Below are 15,572 nucleotides of genomic sequence, written 5' to 3'. Positions count from 1 at the left end.
TCATGCGTCCTCCTTTCCGGGAAGATGGGTAAGGGTCACGGCCAGCAGCACGATGAAGCCCAGCACCACGGCCACCATGCCGGCGGTGCCGATGCCGCCCACCACGTAAGTACCGTCCTCGGCCACGGAGTCGGCGTTGCCGGCCAGACCGAAGTTGTGGGCCAGGGCGGCGCCCACCACCATGCCCAGCACGGTGACGGCGGAGTCGCCGTTGCCCTCGCCGGCCAGGATCAGCTGCCGCAGGGGGCAGCCGCCCAGCAGCACGGAGCCCCAGCCCGCCAGGGCCATGCCCAGGAAGGACCACAGGTACTGGCTGTGGGCGATGGGCTGGGACACGGCGCCCAGGTTGTACTTGTGCAGGATCAGGTTGCCGATGGTCACCGTGGCCCAGATGGCCACGAAGCCCGCCAGCAGCCGGAAATCATGGACCATGACGGCGTCCCGGATGCCGCCGGCCATGCACAGGCGGCTCCGCTGGGCCAGCACGCCCACCACGCCGCCGGCGACCAGGGAGATCAGCCAGAAGGCGTGCTGGGAGCCGGGGCCCTCCTCAGAGAAGTGCAGCAGGGAGGGGAAGGCCAGCAGCAGAACCAGGCCGATCACCAGGATCAGGGGCAGGGCCATGCCCTCGCCGGAGCGGACGGGATAGGCCCGGCCCAGGGAGAAGCCCTTGCGCAGGCACACCACGCCCACGCCGATGCCGGCGATGAAGCCCAGCAGGCCCGCCACGGCGGTCAGGTCGCCGCCGCCCAGGCGGATCACCATGCGCAGGGGGCAGCCCAGGAACACCAGGGCGCCGATCATCACGAACAATCCCAGCAGGAAGCGGCAGGCGGGGGAGGACCCGGCCTTGGCCCGGAACTCCTTGGCGGCCACGGCCGCCAACAGGGTGCCCAGGACGATGCCCACGATCTCCGGGCGGAAATACTGGACCTTGGCGGCGCTGTGCAGGCCCAGGGCACCGGCGATGTCCCGCTCGAAGCAGGCGATGCAGAAGCCCATGTTGGCGGGGTTGCCGCAGGCGGTCAGCACCAGGGCCGCCACGCCCACCACCACGCCGGTCAGCAGCAGCGGACCATAGTCCCGCAGCCAGGAATTCTCTCTCATTCCACAACACACTCCTTATACTCACTGTTTTTTCAAAAGAATAACGACGGGCGTAAAAAACCATCCTCACACCGTCAGATGGTGAAATCCGGCGGGCTCCACGCCGCTCTCTGCCAGCAGCTGCCGCAGCGATTCCTCCAGCTCCGGCGGCGCCGACCAGGCCAGGCCGCAGTCGGACGTGACGCTGCGGGGCACGGAGATCAGCTTTCCATCCAGTCCCCGGCGGCGGCAGACTGTCTCGGTGGCAATGGCCTCCGCCGTGGTGTGGAAGGAGACGATCAGCCGCGGCTGTTTTGGTCGCACCGGTATTCCCTCCCTTTGTCGTTATTTTTTTGAAAGTATAACACAGGGGGGAGCAAAAGGCGAGATCTATTTTGAGTATCACGCAGCGGCGCCATGAATCCGGACTTTGCGGCGGCAGGAAAGCGGGCAGCAAAAAAACGCAGAAAGGGGATTGACAAGCGGCAGTGGCTGTGATATATTGTGCACATGGTTAGTTAAAACTAACTATCGCGGCGGGCAACGGCCCGCCAACTTCAAAAGCGGTGGTTAGAAAAGACTAACTAATGTGTATGGAACCTGCCGACGGACCGGAATCCGAGCCGGTGCAGGCGCTCTCCGTGCCGCCGGGAAGGCGGGGCAGCTCGCGGGGAGGACGCGCCGGCGGCCGCTTTATGGCCATGGAGTCAGCACCTCCCATGGAGACCGGCAGACCGGACGACGGGACCAGGACAGGCGACCACCTGTTTCCGGGCAGGACGGCCCCCTTCGATCCTCGGGGGCCGTCCGACCGGCCAAAGGGCACCTTCCGCCATAAAGGCGGATGCACATATCACAACGCGGAAAGGAATGGACCTGATGAAAAAGATCGCCATTGTATATTGGAGCGGCACCGGCAACACGGAGGCCATGGCCGCCTGCATCGCCGAGGGCATCCGGGAATCCGGCGCTGAGGCGGAGCTGATGGGCCCCGGGGAGTTCTCTGCCTCCCGCTTTGCTGAGTTCTCCGCTGTGGCCTTCGGCTGCCCCGCCATGGGCAGTGAGCAGCTGGAGGAGATGGAATTTGAGCCCATGTTCGCGGGGCTGGAGAGTGCCCTGGGCGGCAAGCGGATCGCCCTTTTCGGCTCCTACTCCTGGGCCGACGGCCAGTGGATGCGGGACTGGTGTGCCCGCAGCGACGACGCAGGCGCCATCCTTCTGGACGAGAAGGGGCTGATCTGCTATGAGGCCCCGGACGCCGACGGCCAGGAGGCCTGCCGCGCCCTTGGCCGGCGTCTTGCCGCCTGGTGAGTGCTGCCTCCCCTCTCTGTTTTCCTTCGATACCAGATCTCCTTTTTCCCCTCATAGCCCCCGTGCCGCAAGGCACGGGGGCGCTCCTTTTTTTCGGGAGGATGTGTTTGTTTCGCGAGAAAAATCCCGTTTCTTCATGGAAAAATCCTTGAAAAGGGTGGGGTTGTCTGATATAGTATCTTAGTTATCGTATGTAGATTCGTAAGAGGTGAGACCGTGTACTTAAAAGCATTGGAGATCCAGGGGTTCAAGTCCTTTCCCGACAAGACCGTGCTGAACTTCGGCGAGGACATCACCGCCATCGTGGGCCCCAACGGCTCCGGCAAATCCAACATCTCCGACGCCATCCGCTGGGTCATGGGCGAGCAGAGCGCCAAGGGCCTCCGGGGCGCCAAGATGGAGGATGTCATCTTCGGCGGCACCGAGAAGCGCGCACAGGTGGGTTTCGCCCAGGTGACTCTGGTCATCGACAACACTGAACACATCTTCCCCACCATGGAGGAGTCGGAGGTGGCCGTCACCCGCCGCTATTACCGCAGCGGTGAGAGCGAATACTATATCAATCGCCAGTCCGTCCGGCTCAAGGATGTGACGGAGCTGTTCATGGACACCGGCATGGGCAAGGAGGGCTACTCCATCATCGGCCAGGGCAAGATCGACGAGATCCTCTCCGCCAAGAGCGGCGAGCGCCGGGAGATCTTCGAGGAGGCCGCCGGCATCGCCAAGTTCCGCCACCGCAAGGAGGACGCCGAGCGGAAGCTGGAGCGGACGGAGGAGAACCTGGTCCGCATCAACGACAAGATCTCCGAGCTGGAGCTCCAGGTGGACCCCCTGCGGGACCAGGCGGAGAAGGCCAAGAAGTACCTGATCCTGCGGGACGAGCTGCGCCTGCTGGAGATCTCTCTGTGGCTGGAGAACCTGGATGCCCTGAAGGCCGGCCGGCGGAAGCTGGAGGCCGATTTCCACGCCGCCGAGGCGGAGCGGGATCAGGCCCGCGCGGCTCTGGACGCCCTCTACGCCGAGGGGGAGCAGTACGGCGCGCGGATGCAGGAGAAGGACATGGAGGCCGAGCGGCTCCGGGCCCAGGTCTCCCAGCTGGAGACCCAGGCCAAGGAGCAGGAGAGCGCCGCCGCCGTGCTGGAGGGCACCATCGCCCACAACCGGGAGACCATCCAGCGGGTGAGCAGCGAGATGACCGAGAGCGACACCCGGGCGGGGAGTCTCGCCGCCCAGGCCGCGGAGCAGAAGGAGCACGCGGCGGAGCTGGAGGGCCGTATCGCGGAGGAAAATACCGCCCTGGAGGCCCTGCTGGAGAAGGCCCGGTCCGCCGCCGAGCGGGCGGACGGCCGCCAGAGCGAGGCCGAGGCCCTGCGGGGCCGGGAGGCCATGGCTGCCGCCGCTGCCGCCGACGCCCGGGCAGAGGCCGCCGCCGCGGACGCGGAGAGCGTCCAGATCCGGGAGCGCAGCGCCGCCGCCGAGGCCGACCGGGCTGCCGCCGGGGAGCGCCTGACAGAGGCGGAGCGGGAGTCCCGGGACAACCGCCGCCGTCTGGAGGACGCCCGGGACGAGGCCGCCGCCGCGGCCAACATCATCGCCGGCCACAGCCTGCGGATGGAGGAGCGGCGGAAGAAGGCCGCCGCAGCCGGGGAGAAGAAGGTCCAGCTGACCATGGACGTGGGCGCCCTGGACAACCGCATCCGCCTCCTGACGGAGATGGAGAAGGAGTACGAGGGCTTTTCCAAGGCCGTGAAGCTGGTCTGCCAGGCCCAGAGCAGCCTCCGGGGCATCCACGGCCCCGTGGCGGGCCTCATGCGGACCGAGGGCAAATACTCCCTGGCCATCGAGATCGCCCTGGGGGCGGGTTTGCAGAACATCGTGGTGGACCGGGAGGAGGACGCCAAGGCCGCCATCAACTTCCTCAAGCAGCGGGACGGCGGCCGCGCCACCTTCCTGCCGCTGACCGCCATCCGGGGCGAGGAGCTGCGGGAAAGGGGCGTGGAGAGCGAGTTCGGCTTCGTGGGCCTTGCCTCCCGGCTGGTGACCTTCGACCCGAAATATCAGAACATCTTCCACAGCCTCCTGGGCCGGACCGTCATCGTGGAGGACCTGGACTGCGGTATCGCCATGGCCCGGAAGTACCGCAACGCCTTCCGGATCGTGACATTGGACGGCCAGGTCATCAACCGGGGCGGCTCCATGACCGGCGGCTCCGCCAGCCGCAGCGCCGGCGTGCTGAGCCGGGCCGCGGAGCTTGAGAAGCTCCAGGGCCGCAGCGCCGCCATGCACCGCCAGCTGGCGGAGGCCCAGAAGGAGCAGGAGGCCGCCCAGCGGGAGCTGGACGCCGCCCAGTACGAACTGGAGACGGCGGAGGCCCAGCGCCGCCAGGCCGAGGACGAGGTGCTGCGGCTGGAGGGCACGCAGAACCACTTTGACATCCTCCTGCGCTCCCTGCGGGAGAGCCTGGAGAATCTGGAGGGCGAGCTGGAGAGCCTGACCGGCCGCCTGAGTGACAACGCCCGCCGCCGGGAGGCCGCGGAGCAGGCCGTGGCGGAGCAGGAGGCCCTGGCCGCCGGGTACCGCGCCCAGGCGGAGGAGGCCCTCTCCGGCCAGTCGGAGCTGCTGGAGCACTCCAACGCCCTGGCGGAGGAGATCAGCGCCGCCAAGAGCCGCCTGGCTGCCCTGGGCGCCGAGCGGGAGGCCGCCGCAGACCGGGCCGCGGAGCTGCGGCGCCTGGCGGAGGACCTGACCGGCGGCCGGGCCCAGAAGGAGGCCATGGTGGAGCAGTGCCACCAGACCATCCGGGACGCCCAGGCGGAGATCGCCCGCCTGCGGGAGGAGTCCGCCGCACTGGCACAGCAGAGCGACGACCTGCGCCGGCGCCTGACGGAGCTGAACCAGGAGAAGATCGCCCTGGAGGCCGAGCGCACCGCCAAGAATAAGGCCGGCCAGGAGATGAACGAGAACCTGCTGAACCTGGAGCGGTCCGCCTCCAAGCTGGAGCAGCGGCTGGCAACCTCCGCCATGGAGGAAAAGCAGATCCTGGACAAGCTGTGGGAGCACTATGAGCTCAGCCACTCCGCCGCCCAGGAGGTCCGGGTGGAGCTGGAGAGCGTGCCCAAGGCCTCCCGCCGGATCGGTGAGCTGAAACGGGACATCGGCGCCCTGGGCGCCATCAACATCGGCGCCATCGACGAGTTCGACCGGGTCAACACCCGCTACACCTACCTCACGGAGCAGCGCAACGACGTGGAGAAGGCCAAGGAGGAGCTGGGCGGCATCATCGAGGAGATCACCCGCCAGATGACGGAGATCTTCGCCCAGCAGTTCAAGCTCCTGGCGGAGAGCTTCCAGACCACCTTTGTGGAGCTCTTCGGCGGCGGCCGGGCCACGCTGGAGCTGGAGGACGAGAACGACATCTTAGGCTGCGGCATTGAGATCAAGGCCCAGCCGCCGGGAAAAACTCTTAAGACCATCTCCCTGCTCTCCGGCGGCGAGAAGGCCTTTGTGGCTATCGCGCTGTACTTCGCTATTTTGAAAGTCCACCCCACGCCTTTCTGCGTCATGGACGAGATCGAGGCGGCGCTGGACGACGCGAACGTCACCCGCTACGCCCGCTACATGCGGACCCTGGCGGGGCGGACCCAGTTCATCGTCATCACCCACCGCCGTGGCACCATGGAGGAGGCGGATGTCCTCTACGGCGTCACCATGCAGGAACAGGGCATCTCCAAGATCCTGACCATCAACATGAACGACCTGGCGAAGGAACTGAAGATCCAATAAGCATGGTGACGTCAGGGTTCCTGCCGAAACCCAGCGGTTTCGGTGGGAAGCGGAGGAGCAAGGGAGCGGCCGGAGGTTTCGCCTTGGGCGGAAACGGAGGACAGCGGACTTTGCGACGACGCCGCCATGCAGGAGCAGGGCATCTCCAAGATCCTGACCATCAACATGAACGACCTGGCGAAGGAACTGAAGATCCAGTAAGGAGCGATAAGCGATGAAAACCAAACACAAACAGGTCCTCATCATCTGTGTGGGCCTTCTGGCGGGACTGTTGCTGTTCCGGGGCGGGACCATGACCTACGCGGGCCTTGTGATCTTCCTCCTGGACCTGGGCCTGGTGCGGCTGCTGCTGCGCTGCCCCCACTGCAAGCGGTGGGTTCAGGAGTTCAGCACCGGCAAGACCTGCCCCTACTGCGGGAAGAAGCTGGAGTGAGCGCTCCGCCGACTGCGGAGGCCGGCGGGAGAGTTGAAGGTATGAGGAGGTCGATCCTGTGACGCTGCGCAGATGGATGATCCTGAGCATCGCGCTGATGCTCTCCGGGTTCGTGATGCTGAGCCTCAGCAGGACGGCAGATGTACCGGCGGCGGGCGCGGCAGGAGGCGTTTTACTGGCGGCGGGTCTTGTGACCGAGCTGCTGAAGATCCGCTGCCCGGCCTGCGGCGCGCACGTGCGGGGCTTTTTCGGCGAATACTGCAAATACTGCGGAGAGAAGCTGGACTGGGACAAGCCGCCCCGGTCCTGATCTCCGGTTTGGGAGGACGCTATGGGCTTTTTTGACAAACTGAAAAAAATCACCACCAATCTCTTCTCCGGCTTCACCGAGGCCGACGAGGCCTTCTTCGAGGAACTGGAGGAGACGCTGATCCTGGCGGACCTGGGGATGGACACCGCCCTGGACGCCGTGGAGAAGCTGCGCACCAGGGTCCGCAAGGAGAAACTCCAGGACCAGGAGGACGTGAAGGCGGCTCTGCGGGAGATCCTGGCGGAGGAGATGAACGTGGGCGACATGGCCCTGAACACCTCCACCACCCCCTCCGTGGTGCTGTTCATCGGCGTCAACGGCGTGGGCAAGACCACCTCCATCGGCAAGCTGGCCCATCAGCTCAAAAGCGAGGGCAAGCGGGTGCTTCTGTGCGCGGCGGACACCTTCCGCGCCGCCGCCGCCGACCAGCTGGAGATCTGGGCGGAGCGGGCCGGCTGCGAGCTGGTGCGCCAGCACGAGGGCGCCGACCCCGGAGCCGTGCTGTTCGACGCCCTCCAGGCCGCCAAGGCCCGGCATGTGGACGTGGTGCTGTGCGACACCGCCGGGCGGCTGCACAATAAGGCCAACCTCATGGCGGAGCTTGCCAAGCTGTCCAAGATCATCGACCGGGAGTGCCCCGGCGCCGCCCGGGAGACGCTGCTGGTGCTGGACGCCACCACCGGTCAGAACGGCCTCATCCAGGCCCGGACCTTCAAGGAGACCGCGGGCCTCACGGGCATCGTACTGACCAAGCTGGACGGCACCGCCAAGGGCGGCATCGTCGTCGCCATCGCCCGGGAGCTGGGCGTGCCGGTGAAGTTCGCCGGCGTGGGCGAGGGCATCGGGGACCTGCGCCCCTTCGACCCCAAGGCCTACGTGGAGGCCATCATATGAGCCGGATGTGTTCAGACTGCGGGCAGGCAATGGTGAGCGGTTTTTTGCAGACTGGCGGGGGAACGGCCGCCTTTGTACGGGAGCCGCGTGTGCTGCTGCTCAAAGAGGACGAAGGCGATTTCCGCCTGCCGGTCTCCCGTTTGAGCAAGACCTGTCCGGCGTGGTACTGTCCACGGTGCAGACAGATGACCGTCTCCCTGAAGCAGGAGCCCGGCGGCGCAGAGTTGGAGCGGGCTGCGCGGGGAGATTTGTAAACGAGAGATAGCCGGGCTCGGGTTTGACGGGTTTGATCCGGCTCTGGACCGTAAAGAAAGAGGAAGCTAAAATGATAAAACGACAGGACGGGCGGGCATTCGACCAGCTGCGCCCCATCAAGATCACCACGGATTTCGTCAAATTCGCCGAGGGCAGCTGCCTGATCCAGTGCGGCGACACCATGGTTCTCTGCTGCGCCAGCGTGGAGGACCGCACCCCGCCCCACGTGCCGGAGGGCTCCGGTTGGGTGACGGCGGAGTACTCCATGCTGCCCCGGGCCAACCGGGAGCGCAGCAAGCGGGACGTTGCCAAATTGAAGCTCAGCCCCCGCAGCGCCGAGATCCAGCGGCTGGTGGGCCGCTCCCTCCGGGCCGCTGTGGATATGGACAAGCTGGGCGAGCACACCATCACCATCGACTGCGACGTGCTCCAGGGCGACGGCGGCACCCGCACCGCCTCCGTCACCGGCGGTTTCATCGCCCTCAGCCTGGCCTGCCGGAAGATGGTGGAGGAGGGCGTTCTGGCCTCCAGCCCTATCCGGCACTTCGTCACCGGCGTCAGTGCCGGCATCGTGGACGAGCAGCCCATGCTGGACCTCCAGTACAGCGAGGACAGCCGGGCGCAGGTGGACCTCAACTGCGTCATGAACGAGTTGGGGGAGATCATCGAGCTCCAGGGCACCGGCGAGGGCCGTGCCTTCACCCCTGCCGAGCAGCAGGAGCTGGTGCGGCTGTGTGCCAAGGGCAACCGGGAGCTGCTGGAGCTCCAGCGCCGGGCGCTGAAAGGAGAGAACGGATGAAATTCATTCTGGCTACCCACAACCCCGGCAAGCTCCGGGAGATGTCCGATTTTTTGTCCCACCTGGGGGTGGAGGTGGTGAGCCCCGCCGACATGGGGATCACCGTGGAGGTGGAGGAGACCGGCACCACCTTCGCCGAGAACGCCATGCTCAAGGCCAAGGCCATCTGTGCCGCCTCGGGCCTTCCCGCCATTGCCGACGACTCCGGATTGTGCGTGGACGCCCTGAACGGCGGCCCCGGGGTCTACTCCGCCCGCTACGGCGGAGAGGGCCTGGACGACCGGGGGCGCTACATGCTGCTGCTCAACTCCCTGCGGGGCCAGACTACCCGGGCGGCCCACTTCGCCTGCGCCATCGCCTGCGCCTTCCCCGACGGAAAGACGCTGACGGCGGAGGGCCGCTGTGACGGTGCCATCGCCTTCGCTCCTCTGGGCGAGGGGGGGTTCGGCTACGACCCGGTGTTCCTGGTGCCGGAGAAGGGCAAGACCTTCGGCCAGCTGACGGCGGAGGAGAAGAGCGCCATTTCTCACCGGGGCAGGGCCCTGCGGGATTTTTCCGCGAAACTGGAAACCTATTTGAAGAAATAAGCGTCTAAATATAATAACCGCCGGAGTTTTCCCGGCATAAAGGAGCACACATGGAACTGACAAGCAAACAGCGGGCCCAGCTGAGGGGCCTGGCTAACTCCATCGACACCATCCTCCACATCGGCAAGGACGGCATCGGAGAAAACCTCATCAAGCAGGCGGACGACGCCCTGGAGGCCCGGGAGCTGGTGAAGGGGAAGGTGCTGGACAACAACATCGAATACGATGCCCGCACTGCCGCGGAGGCTCTGGCCCAGGCTACCCGCTCCGAGGTGGTGCAGGTGATCGGCACGAAGTTCGTGCTGTACCGGGAGAGCCACTCCAAGCCCAAGGAAAAGCGCATCCAGCTGGTGAAGCCGGCCAAAAAGCCCCGGGTATAAGGGGTCCATCGGAGAGAAAAAAGGGGATCGAGCATGAAAATCGGTGTCTACGGCGGGACCTTCAACCCGCCCCACCTGGGCCATCTGACCGCGGCCCGGGCGGTGTTTGATCTGCTGAAACTGGACAAGCTGCTGCTGGTGCCTGCGGGACTGCCGCCCCACAAGGCCCTGCCCGCGGGGAGCCCCACGGCGGAGCGGCGGCTGGAGATGACCCGACTGGCGGCGGAGCAGCTGGGCCTGGGGGACCGGGTGCAGGTCCTGGACCTGGAGCTGCGGCGCCAGGGGAAGAGCTACACCGCCGACACCCTGTCCCAGATCAGGGAGCTGTATCCGGAGGCGGAGTTGTGGCTGCTGATGGGGACGGACATGTTCCTGACCCTCCAGACCTGGCACGAGCCGGAGGCCATCTTCGCTCAGGCGGGCATTGCCGCCTTCGGCCGCACGGAGGAGGACACGGAGGAACTGTTCTCCGTCCAGCGGGAGTATTTGTACCGGACCTACCCGGATGCCCGGATCTTCACCCTGACCATTCCCGGCGTGGTGGACATCTCCTCCACGGAGCTGCGGGAGCAGCTGTCGGCGGACCGGGGGGCCAATCTGCTGGCGCCTGCGGTGTATGGATACATTTTAAGAGAGGGCCTCTACGGCGCCGGGGCGGATTTGAAGCACCTGCCCCTTTCCAAGCTGCGGCCCGTGGCCCTGAGCTACCTAAAGCACAAGCGCATCCCCCATGTGCTGGGCACGGAGCAGGAGGCCATCCGTCTGGCAGAGCGGTACGGCGCGGACGTGGAGAAAGCCCGGGTGGGCGCCCTGCTTCACGACTGCACCAAGAAGCTGGACATGGAGGCACAGCTGGCCCTGTGTCGGCACTACGGCATCCAACTGGACGAACTGGAGCAAAAGGCGCTGAAGCTGCTCCACGCCAAGACCGGCGCCGCCATCGCCCGGGACGTGTTCGGCGTGGACGAGGAGATTTACAGTGCCATTTTGTGGCATACAACAGGCCATGCCAACATGACGCTGCTGGAAAAGATCCTGTATCTGGCAGACTATATCGAGCCCTCCCGGGATTTCCCGGGGGTGGACAAATTACGTGCTGTGTGTTATAAAAACCTGGATGCGGGCCTGTTGATGGGTCTGGAAATGACCATCGGAGAGATGAACGCAATGGGGAACCCTGTGCACCACGCCACCATTGAGGCGCGGGACGCATTGAAAGGATAGACAAAACTGTGGAAAAAGAGACTGGAAAGCATTTGGCGGGCGGAAGAAAGCAGCCCCGTGGGAGAAAGAGCAAGGAAAAACGGCCGAAAAAGCCCAGCCGCCTCACCCGGCAGCAGAAGCTGCTGATCGCCCTGGCGGTGGTGCTGGCCCTGGTGGTGGTCATCGTGGCCGCCTGGAAGAGCCTGTTCATCCGGCCGGATCTGAGCACCAAGCCCTCCGCCGACAGCGAGGAGACGGAGGAGATCGACTGGGGCGAGGGCGTCCGCCCCCGCGGCGGCGGGGAGCGGAAGAGCAAGGACTACTGGACCGTGCTGATCCTGGGGCGGGACACGGGAGGCGGCGGCAACACGGACACCATGCTGCTGGCCAGCTACGACGTGACCAACCAGAAAGCCACGGTGATGTCCATCCCCCGGGACACCATGGTCAACATCCCCTATGACATCAAGCGCATCAACGCCGTGTACAACTACGGCGGCAAGGGGGAAAAGGGCATCCAGTACCTTTATAAGGAGATCTCCCAGCTGGTGGGCTTTGAGCCGGACTACCAGGTCGTGGTTGAATGGGAGGCTGTTGGGCAGATCGTGGATGCTATGGACGGCGTCTGGTTCGATGTGCCCCGAAATATGAACTATGATGATCCCCTTCAAAATCTCCACATCCACCAGGAGAAAGGCTACCGCCTTCTCTCCGGCGACGATGCCATGCAGGTGCTCCGCTACCGCCACGACAACGATATGCACTATGGCTACCCCGACGGAGACCTGGGCCGCATCAAGACCCAGCAGGCGTTCCTCCAGGCCATGGTGGAGCAGCTCCTGAAGGTGAAAAATGTCACCAAGATCAACGAGTTCATCAAGGTGTTCCAGGATAACGTGGAGACAGACCTGAGCTTCCAGAATATCCTGTGGTTTGCCCAGGCGGCGGTGTTCGGCGGCCTGAGCATCGACAATGTGAACTTCGTCACCATGCCCAATAAGAATGTCTCCTGCTGGAGCCGCAGCTACCACAGCTACCAGTCTTACGTGACTCCCATTGCCAATGAGCTGCTGGATCTGGTCAACAATGAGCTCAGTCCCTATGTGGAGCAGTTCACCCTCAGCGACCTGGACATCATGTCGGTGAATTCCGATGGGTCCGTCAGTTCCTCCACCGGCTATGTGGAGGACAGTAAGGCGGCCTCTCCGCCGGTTACCTCCAGCGGCAGCGGCGGCGGATCCACCACTGCGAAGCCGGAGGAGAACCAGCCGGTGACCGACGAAAACGGCAACATCCTGGATCCCGAGACCGGAGAGATCATTGGAAATGTCAATGACGGGACCACCACGGACCCGGGCACCGGCGGGACTACGACGGACCCCGGCACCGGCGGGACCACCACGGATCCGGGCACCGGCGGGACTACGACGGATCCCGGCACCGGCGGGACTACCACGGACCCCGGCACCGGCGGGAGCACGACGGATCCCGGCACCGGTGGGACTACCACAGACCCGGGCACCGGCGGGAGCACGACGGATCCCGGCACCGGCGGGACTACGACGGATCCCGGTGCCGGCGGGACCACCACCGATCCCGGTACCGGAGACAGTGGATTTGTGATCATCGACCCCGCACCCGCGGCATAATAGAGAGAAAAGGAGGCGGCGCCTATGCAAAAAGATGGCGACCCCGGCCGGCAGCCCGGAAAGCGACTGGCTTCCGGCAAGCAGGATAAGCCCCCCAAGGAACCTAAACCCAAAAAGCCCGGCCGGCTCACCCGACAGCAAAAGTTCCTGATCGCCCTGGCGGCGGTGCTGGCCGTGGGTGTGGTGGGCGTTGCCGCCTGGCAGAGTCTCTTTGTCCGGCCGGATCTCAGCGCGGAAAAGGAGCCTCCCGTCACCGTGGACCCGGACACCGGGGAGACGGAGGAGGTTGAGGAGATCGACTGGGGCGAGGGGACCCGCCCCCGCAGCGAGGGTGAGCGCAAGAGTGAAGATTATTACACGGTGCTGATCCTGGGCCGGGATACCGGCGGCGGCGGAAACACCGACACCATGCTGCTGGCCAGCTACGATGTGACCAATCAGAAAGCCACGGTCATGTCCATCCCCCGGGACACCATGGTCAACGTGCCCTGGGACATCAAGAAGATCAACTCTGTCTATAATTATTACGGCGGGGGAGACCGGGGCATTCAGTACCTCTATAAGGAGATCTCCCAGCTGGTGGGCTTTGAGCCGGACTTCCAGGTGATCGTGGAGTGGGAGGCCGTGGGCGAGATCGTGGATGCCATGGGCGGCGTGTGGTTCGACGTGCCCCGGAACATGGACTACGAGGACCCCTATCAGGATCTGTCCATCCATCTCAAAAAGGGCTATCAGCTGCTGGACGGAGAACAGGCCATGGGCGTGGTCCGTTTCCGGGACGGCGCCAACGGCTACAAAGACGGCGACATCGGCCGCATCGGCACCCAGCAGGCGTTTTTGAAGGCGGTGCTGGAGCAGCTTTTGAAGCTGGAGAATATCACCAAGATCAACCAGCTGGTGGAGGTGTTCCAGAAGAACGTCACCACAGATCTGAGCCTCCAGAACATCTTCTGGTTTGCCAAGTCGGCCATTCAGGGTGGGCTGAAGGTGGAGAACGTGAACTTCGTCACCATGCCCGGCAACTACAACGCTTACGCGTACAGCCGTTCCGTCAGCAAAATGCTGGGTAAGTATTCCGTCCAATCCTATGTGACGCCCTACCCCAACGAGCTGCTGGAACTGGTCAATAATGAGCTCAGCCCCTATGTGGAGGTATTCACCAAGAGCGATCTGGACATCATGACGGTGAATTCCAACGGCTCTGTCAGTTCCTCTACCGGCCACGTGGAAGACAGCCAGGCCACCAACACCACGGCCTACTGGAAGTCCCTCTGGGAGCCGAAAGAGGAGGAAAAGCCAGAGGAGCCTGTGACGGATGAAAACGGCAACCTTCTGGATCCGGAGACCGGTGAGATCATCGGGAATGTCAACGGCGGCACCTCTGATGGCTCCGGCACGGGGGCCGTTACAGACCCCGGCACCGGAGGAACCACGCCTGGCTCCGGAGAGAGCACCGGCCCTGAGACGGGCAACTGGCCTCTGGACCCGGTGACAGGGGAACCCCTCCCGCCGGAGATGGTATATCCGGAGGACGGGACGACTGCGGATCTCGGAACCGGAGACGGCACGGATGCGGTGCCCGGCGCGGACGGTGAGACCGCCGCAGGCCCCGGAACAGACGGCACCACGGCGGACCCCGGCACATCTGACGGTGGATTTTCCATCATCGGGCCGCCACCGGCGGCATAACGGTTGAAAGTATAGAAAGGAAGAAGCCCATGACACCGAGAGAACTGGCCATTTTGGCTGCGAAAGCCCTGGACGAGAAGAAGGGCAAGGAGATCAGTGCCATTGAAATTACAGAGCAGACCACCCTGGCGGACTTTTTCGTTATCGCCACCGGTTCCTCCAACACCCAGATCAACGCTCTGTGCGACGCGGTGGAAAAGACGTTGAAGGAGCAGGCGGGAGAGGATCCCCTGCGCCGGGAGGGTTACCGGGACGGCACCTGGGTCCTGCTGGACTACGGCTGCGTGGTGGTCCACGTGTTCTCCCCTGAGGCCCGGGAGTTCTACTCCCTGGAACGGCTGTGGCACGACGGCAAGCCGGTGGATTTGAGCGGCGTGCTGACCCCCGACTGAAAAGCAGGCGCCCCGGCGGTGAGCCGGGGCGCTTTTGACTGAAAAGGCGGCCACGAGGGCGTATTTTGCGCGGAGCGACTGAAAGTTGCGCCATAGCTGGTGGAGGCAACCGCCCGCTTCCGGTAGGATGGGGCCAACTTCAAAAGGAGGTTCACAGATATGGCGAATACGATATTCTTTGCGGCGGTGGGGCTGGGGCTCCTGTCCCTCTGGATCTGGCTGCTGTCCCTGGTGATCCGGGCCCTGCGCAAGTATATCCGCTCCGGCGGCGTCCGCCGGGAAAAGGAGGAGGCCTGCCGCTCCCTGGGAGAGGCGCTGAAAAAGCACCGGATGGAGCGGAACATGACTCAGGAATTCGTGGCGGAGGCCCTGGGCGTCAGCCGCCAGGCGGTCAGCAAGTGGGAGACCGGCGCGGCGGACCCCAGCACCTCCAATCTGCTGGCCCTGGCCAAGCTCTTCGGCATCCCGGCGGAGGAGCTGCTGCGGGAGATCGGGTGAAAGAAGGGGAGTTTCCAAGGTCCCACTTGACAAAACGGAAAAAGCCTCATAAAATGGATGCGTTAACGACTTTGAAGGGAAGAAAGACGGAATTTCCCGCCTCCAGAGAGCCGGCGGACGCTGCGAGCCGGTGGGGGAGTTCCGTGGATGACTGCTCCCGGAGTTGCCTGCCTGAACGGGAAGTAGGGCGGGACGGCGGGCCCGTTACAGCCCAGGCCCTATGGGCCACCGAGGGCCGTCTGGCAACAGACGGCTGAAGCAGGGTGGTATCGCGTTTCGACGCCCCTGACCAAGTGCGGTCAG

Annotated in this window: 17 protein-coding genes and 1 other annotated feature; of the genes, 15 read left to right on the top strand and 2 right to left on the bottom strand. The window is 64.6% G+C overall.

Going from position 1 to position 15,572, the window contains the following annotated elements; all coding sequences use genetic code 11:
• On the bottom strand, positions 1-1,107 hold the full coding sequence (yedE, locus tag ACVDHE_RS14930) for a YedE family putative selenium transporter (protein WP_458885013.1): 1,107 nt from the start codon (positions 1,105-1,107) through the stop codon (positions 1-3).
• A gap of 66 nt (positions 1,108-1,173) precedes the next feature.
• The gene (locus ACVDHE_RS14925) at positions 1,174-1,410 is read right to left on the bottom strand and encodes a DUF3343 domain-containing protein (RefSeq protein ID WP_325227529.1); all 237 of its coding nucleotides are present in this window, start codon (positions 1,408-1,410) and stop codon (positions 1,174-1,176) included.
• Positions 1,411-1,965: 555 nt separating this feature from the next.
• Between ACVDHE_RS14925 and ACVDHE_RS14920 the strand changes: the two genes are divergently transcribed.
• From ACVDHE_RS14920 to ACVDHE_RS14850, 15 genes are all read left to right on the top strand, one after another.
• Positions 1,966-2,397 (top strand): flavodoxin, encoded by a 432-nt coding sequence (locus ACVDHE_RS14920; RefSeq protein WP_458885012.1) that lies wholly within the window; start codon positions 1,966-1,968, stop codon positions 2,395-2,397.
• 216 nt (positions 2,398-2,613) lie between these two features.
• Positions 2,614-6,180 (top strand): chromosome segregation protein SMC, encoded by a 3,567-nt coding sequence (smc, locus tag ACVDHE_RS14915; RefSeq protein WP_458885011.1) that lies wholly within the window; start codon positions 2,614-2,616, stop codon positions 6,178-6,180.
• Positions 6,181-6,222: 42 nt separating this feature from the next.
• Positions 6,223-6,381 (top strand): hypothetical protein, encoded by a 159-nt coding sequence (locus tag ACVDHE_RS14910; RefSeq protein ID WP_325284732.1) that lies wholly within the window; start codon positions 6,223-6,225, stop codon positions 6,379-6,381.
• A gap of 13 nt (positions 6,382-6,394) precedes the next feature.
• Positions 6,395-6,613 carry a hypothetical protein gene (locus ACVDHE_RS14905; RefSeq protein WP_458885010.1) on the top strand — a complete coding sequence of 73 codons (219 nt, stop codon included), beginning with the start codon at positions 6,395-6,397 and terminating at the stop codon, positions 6,611-6,613.
• Between the two features lie 58 nt (positions 6,614-6,671).
• Positions 6,672-6,923 carry a hypothetical protein gene (locus ACVDHE_RS14900; RefSeq protein WP_458885009.1) on the top strand — a complete coding sequence of 84 codons (252 nt, stop codon included), beginning with the start codon at positions 6,672-6,674 and terminating at the stop codon, positions 6,921-6,923.
• A 21-nt stretch (positions 6,924-6,944) separates the two neighbouring features.
• On the top strand, positions 6,945-7,817 hold the full coding sequence (gene ftsY / locus ACVDHE_RS14895; protein ID WP_213038741.1) for a signal recognition particle-docking protein FtsY: 873 nt from the start codon (positions 6,945-6,947) through the stop codon (positions 7,815-7,817).
• Complete coding sequence (locus ACVDHE_RS14890; protein WP_325284731.1) at positions 7,814-8,071, top strand: PF20097 family protein; 258 nt, start codon at positions 7,814-7,816, stop codon at positions 8,069-8,071. The genes ftsY and ACVDHE_RS14890 overlap by 4 nt, the downstream gene beginning before the upstream one ends.
• A gap of 71 nt (positions 8,072-8,142) precedes the next feature.
• The gene (rph, locus tag ACVDHE_RS14885) at positions 8,143-8,871 is read left to right on the top strand and encodes a ribonuclease PH (RefSeq protein WP_213038739.1); all 729 of its coding nucleotides are present in this window, start codon (positions 8,143-8,145) and stop codon (positions 8,869-8,871) included.
• A complete protein-coding gene (locus ACVDHE_RS14880; protein ID WP_458885008.1) occupies positions 8,868-9,458 on the top strand; it encodes an XTP/dITP diphosphatase in 591 nt (196 codons plus the stop codon). Before rph ends, ACVDHE_RS14880 begins: the two co-directional genes overlap by 4 nt.
• Positions 9,459-9,508: 50 nt before the next feature.
• Entirely contained in the window at positions 9,509-9,838 is a 330-nt protein-coding gene (gene yhbY, locus ACVDHE_RS14875) for a ribosome assembly RNA-binding protein YhbY (protein ID WP_213038737.1), read from the top strand.
• A 33-nt stretch (positions 9,839-9,871) separates the two neighbouring features.
• Positions 9,872-11,062 (top strand): nicotinate (nicotinamide) nucleotide adenylyltransferase, encoded by a 1,191-nt coding sequence (nadD, locus tag ACVDHE_RS14870; RefSeq protein ID WP_458885007.1) that lies wholly within the window; start codon positions 9,872-9,874, stop codon positions 11,060-11,062.
• A gap of 8 nt (positions 11,063-11,070) precedes the next feature.
• Complete coding sequence (locus ACVDHE_RS14865; RefSeq protein WP_458885006.1) at positions 11,071-12,690, top strand: LCP family protein; 1,620 nt, start codon at positions 11,071-11,073, stop codon at positions 12,688-12,690.
• 24 nt (positions 12,691-12,714) lie between these two features.
• Positions 12,715-14,379 carry an LCP family protein gene (locus ACVDHE_RS14860; RefSeq protein ID WP_458885005.1) on the top strand — a complete coding sequence of 555 codons (1,665 nt, stop codon included), beginning with the start codon at positions 12,715-12,717 and terminating at the stop codon, positions 14,377-14,379.
• Positions 14,380-14,408: 29 nt separating this feature from the next.
• The gene (rsfS, locus tag ACVDHE_RS14855) at positions 14,409-14,771 is read left to right on the top strand and encodes a ribosome silencing factor (RefSeq protein WP_213038733.1); all 363 of its coding nucleotides are present in this window, start codon (positions 14,409-14,411) and stop codon (positions 14,769-14,771) included.
• Positions 14,772-14,930: 159 nt separating this feature from the next.
• The gene (locus ACVDHE_RS14850) at positions 14,931-15,269 is read left to right on the top strand and encodes a helix-turn-helix transcriptional regulator (RefSeq protein WP_458885004.1); all 339 of its coding nucleotides are present in this window, start codon (positions 14,931-14,933) and stop codon (positions 15,267-15,269) included.
• A 62-nt stretch (positions 15,270-15,331) separates the two neighbouring features.
• Positions 15,332-15,559, top strand: a binding site (T-box leader).
• Positions 15,560-15,572 lie beyond the last annotated feature (13 nt).

Source organism: Dysosmobacter sp. Phy, assembly GCF_054476235.1.
The sequence above is the reverse complement of the archived record's forward strand: the minus strand, read 5'-3'. Positions and strand labels throughout refer to the sequence as shown.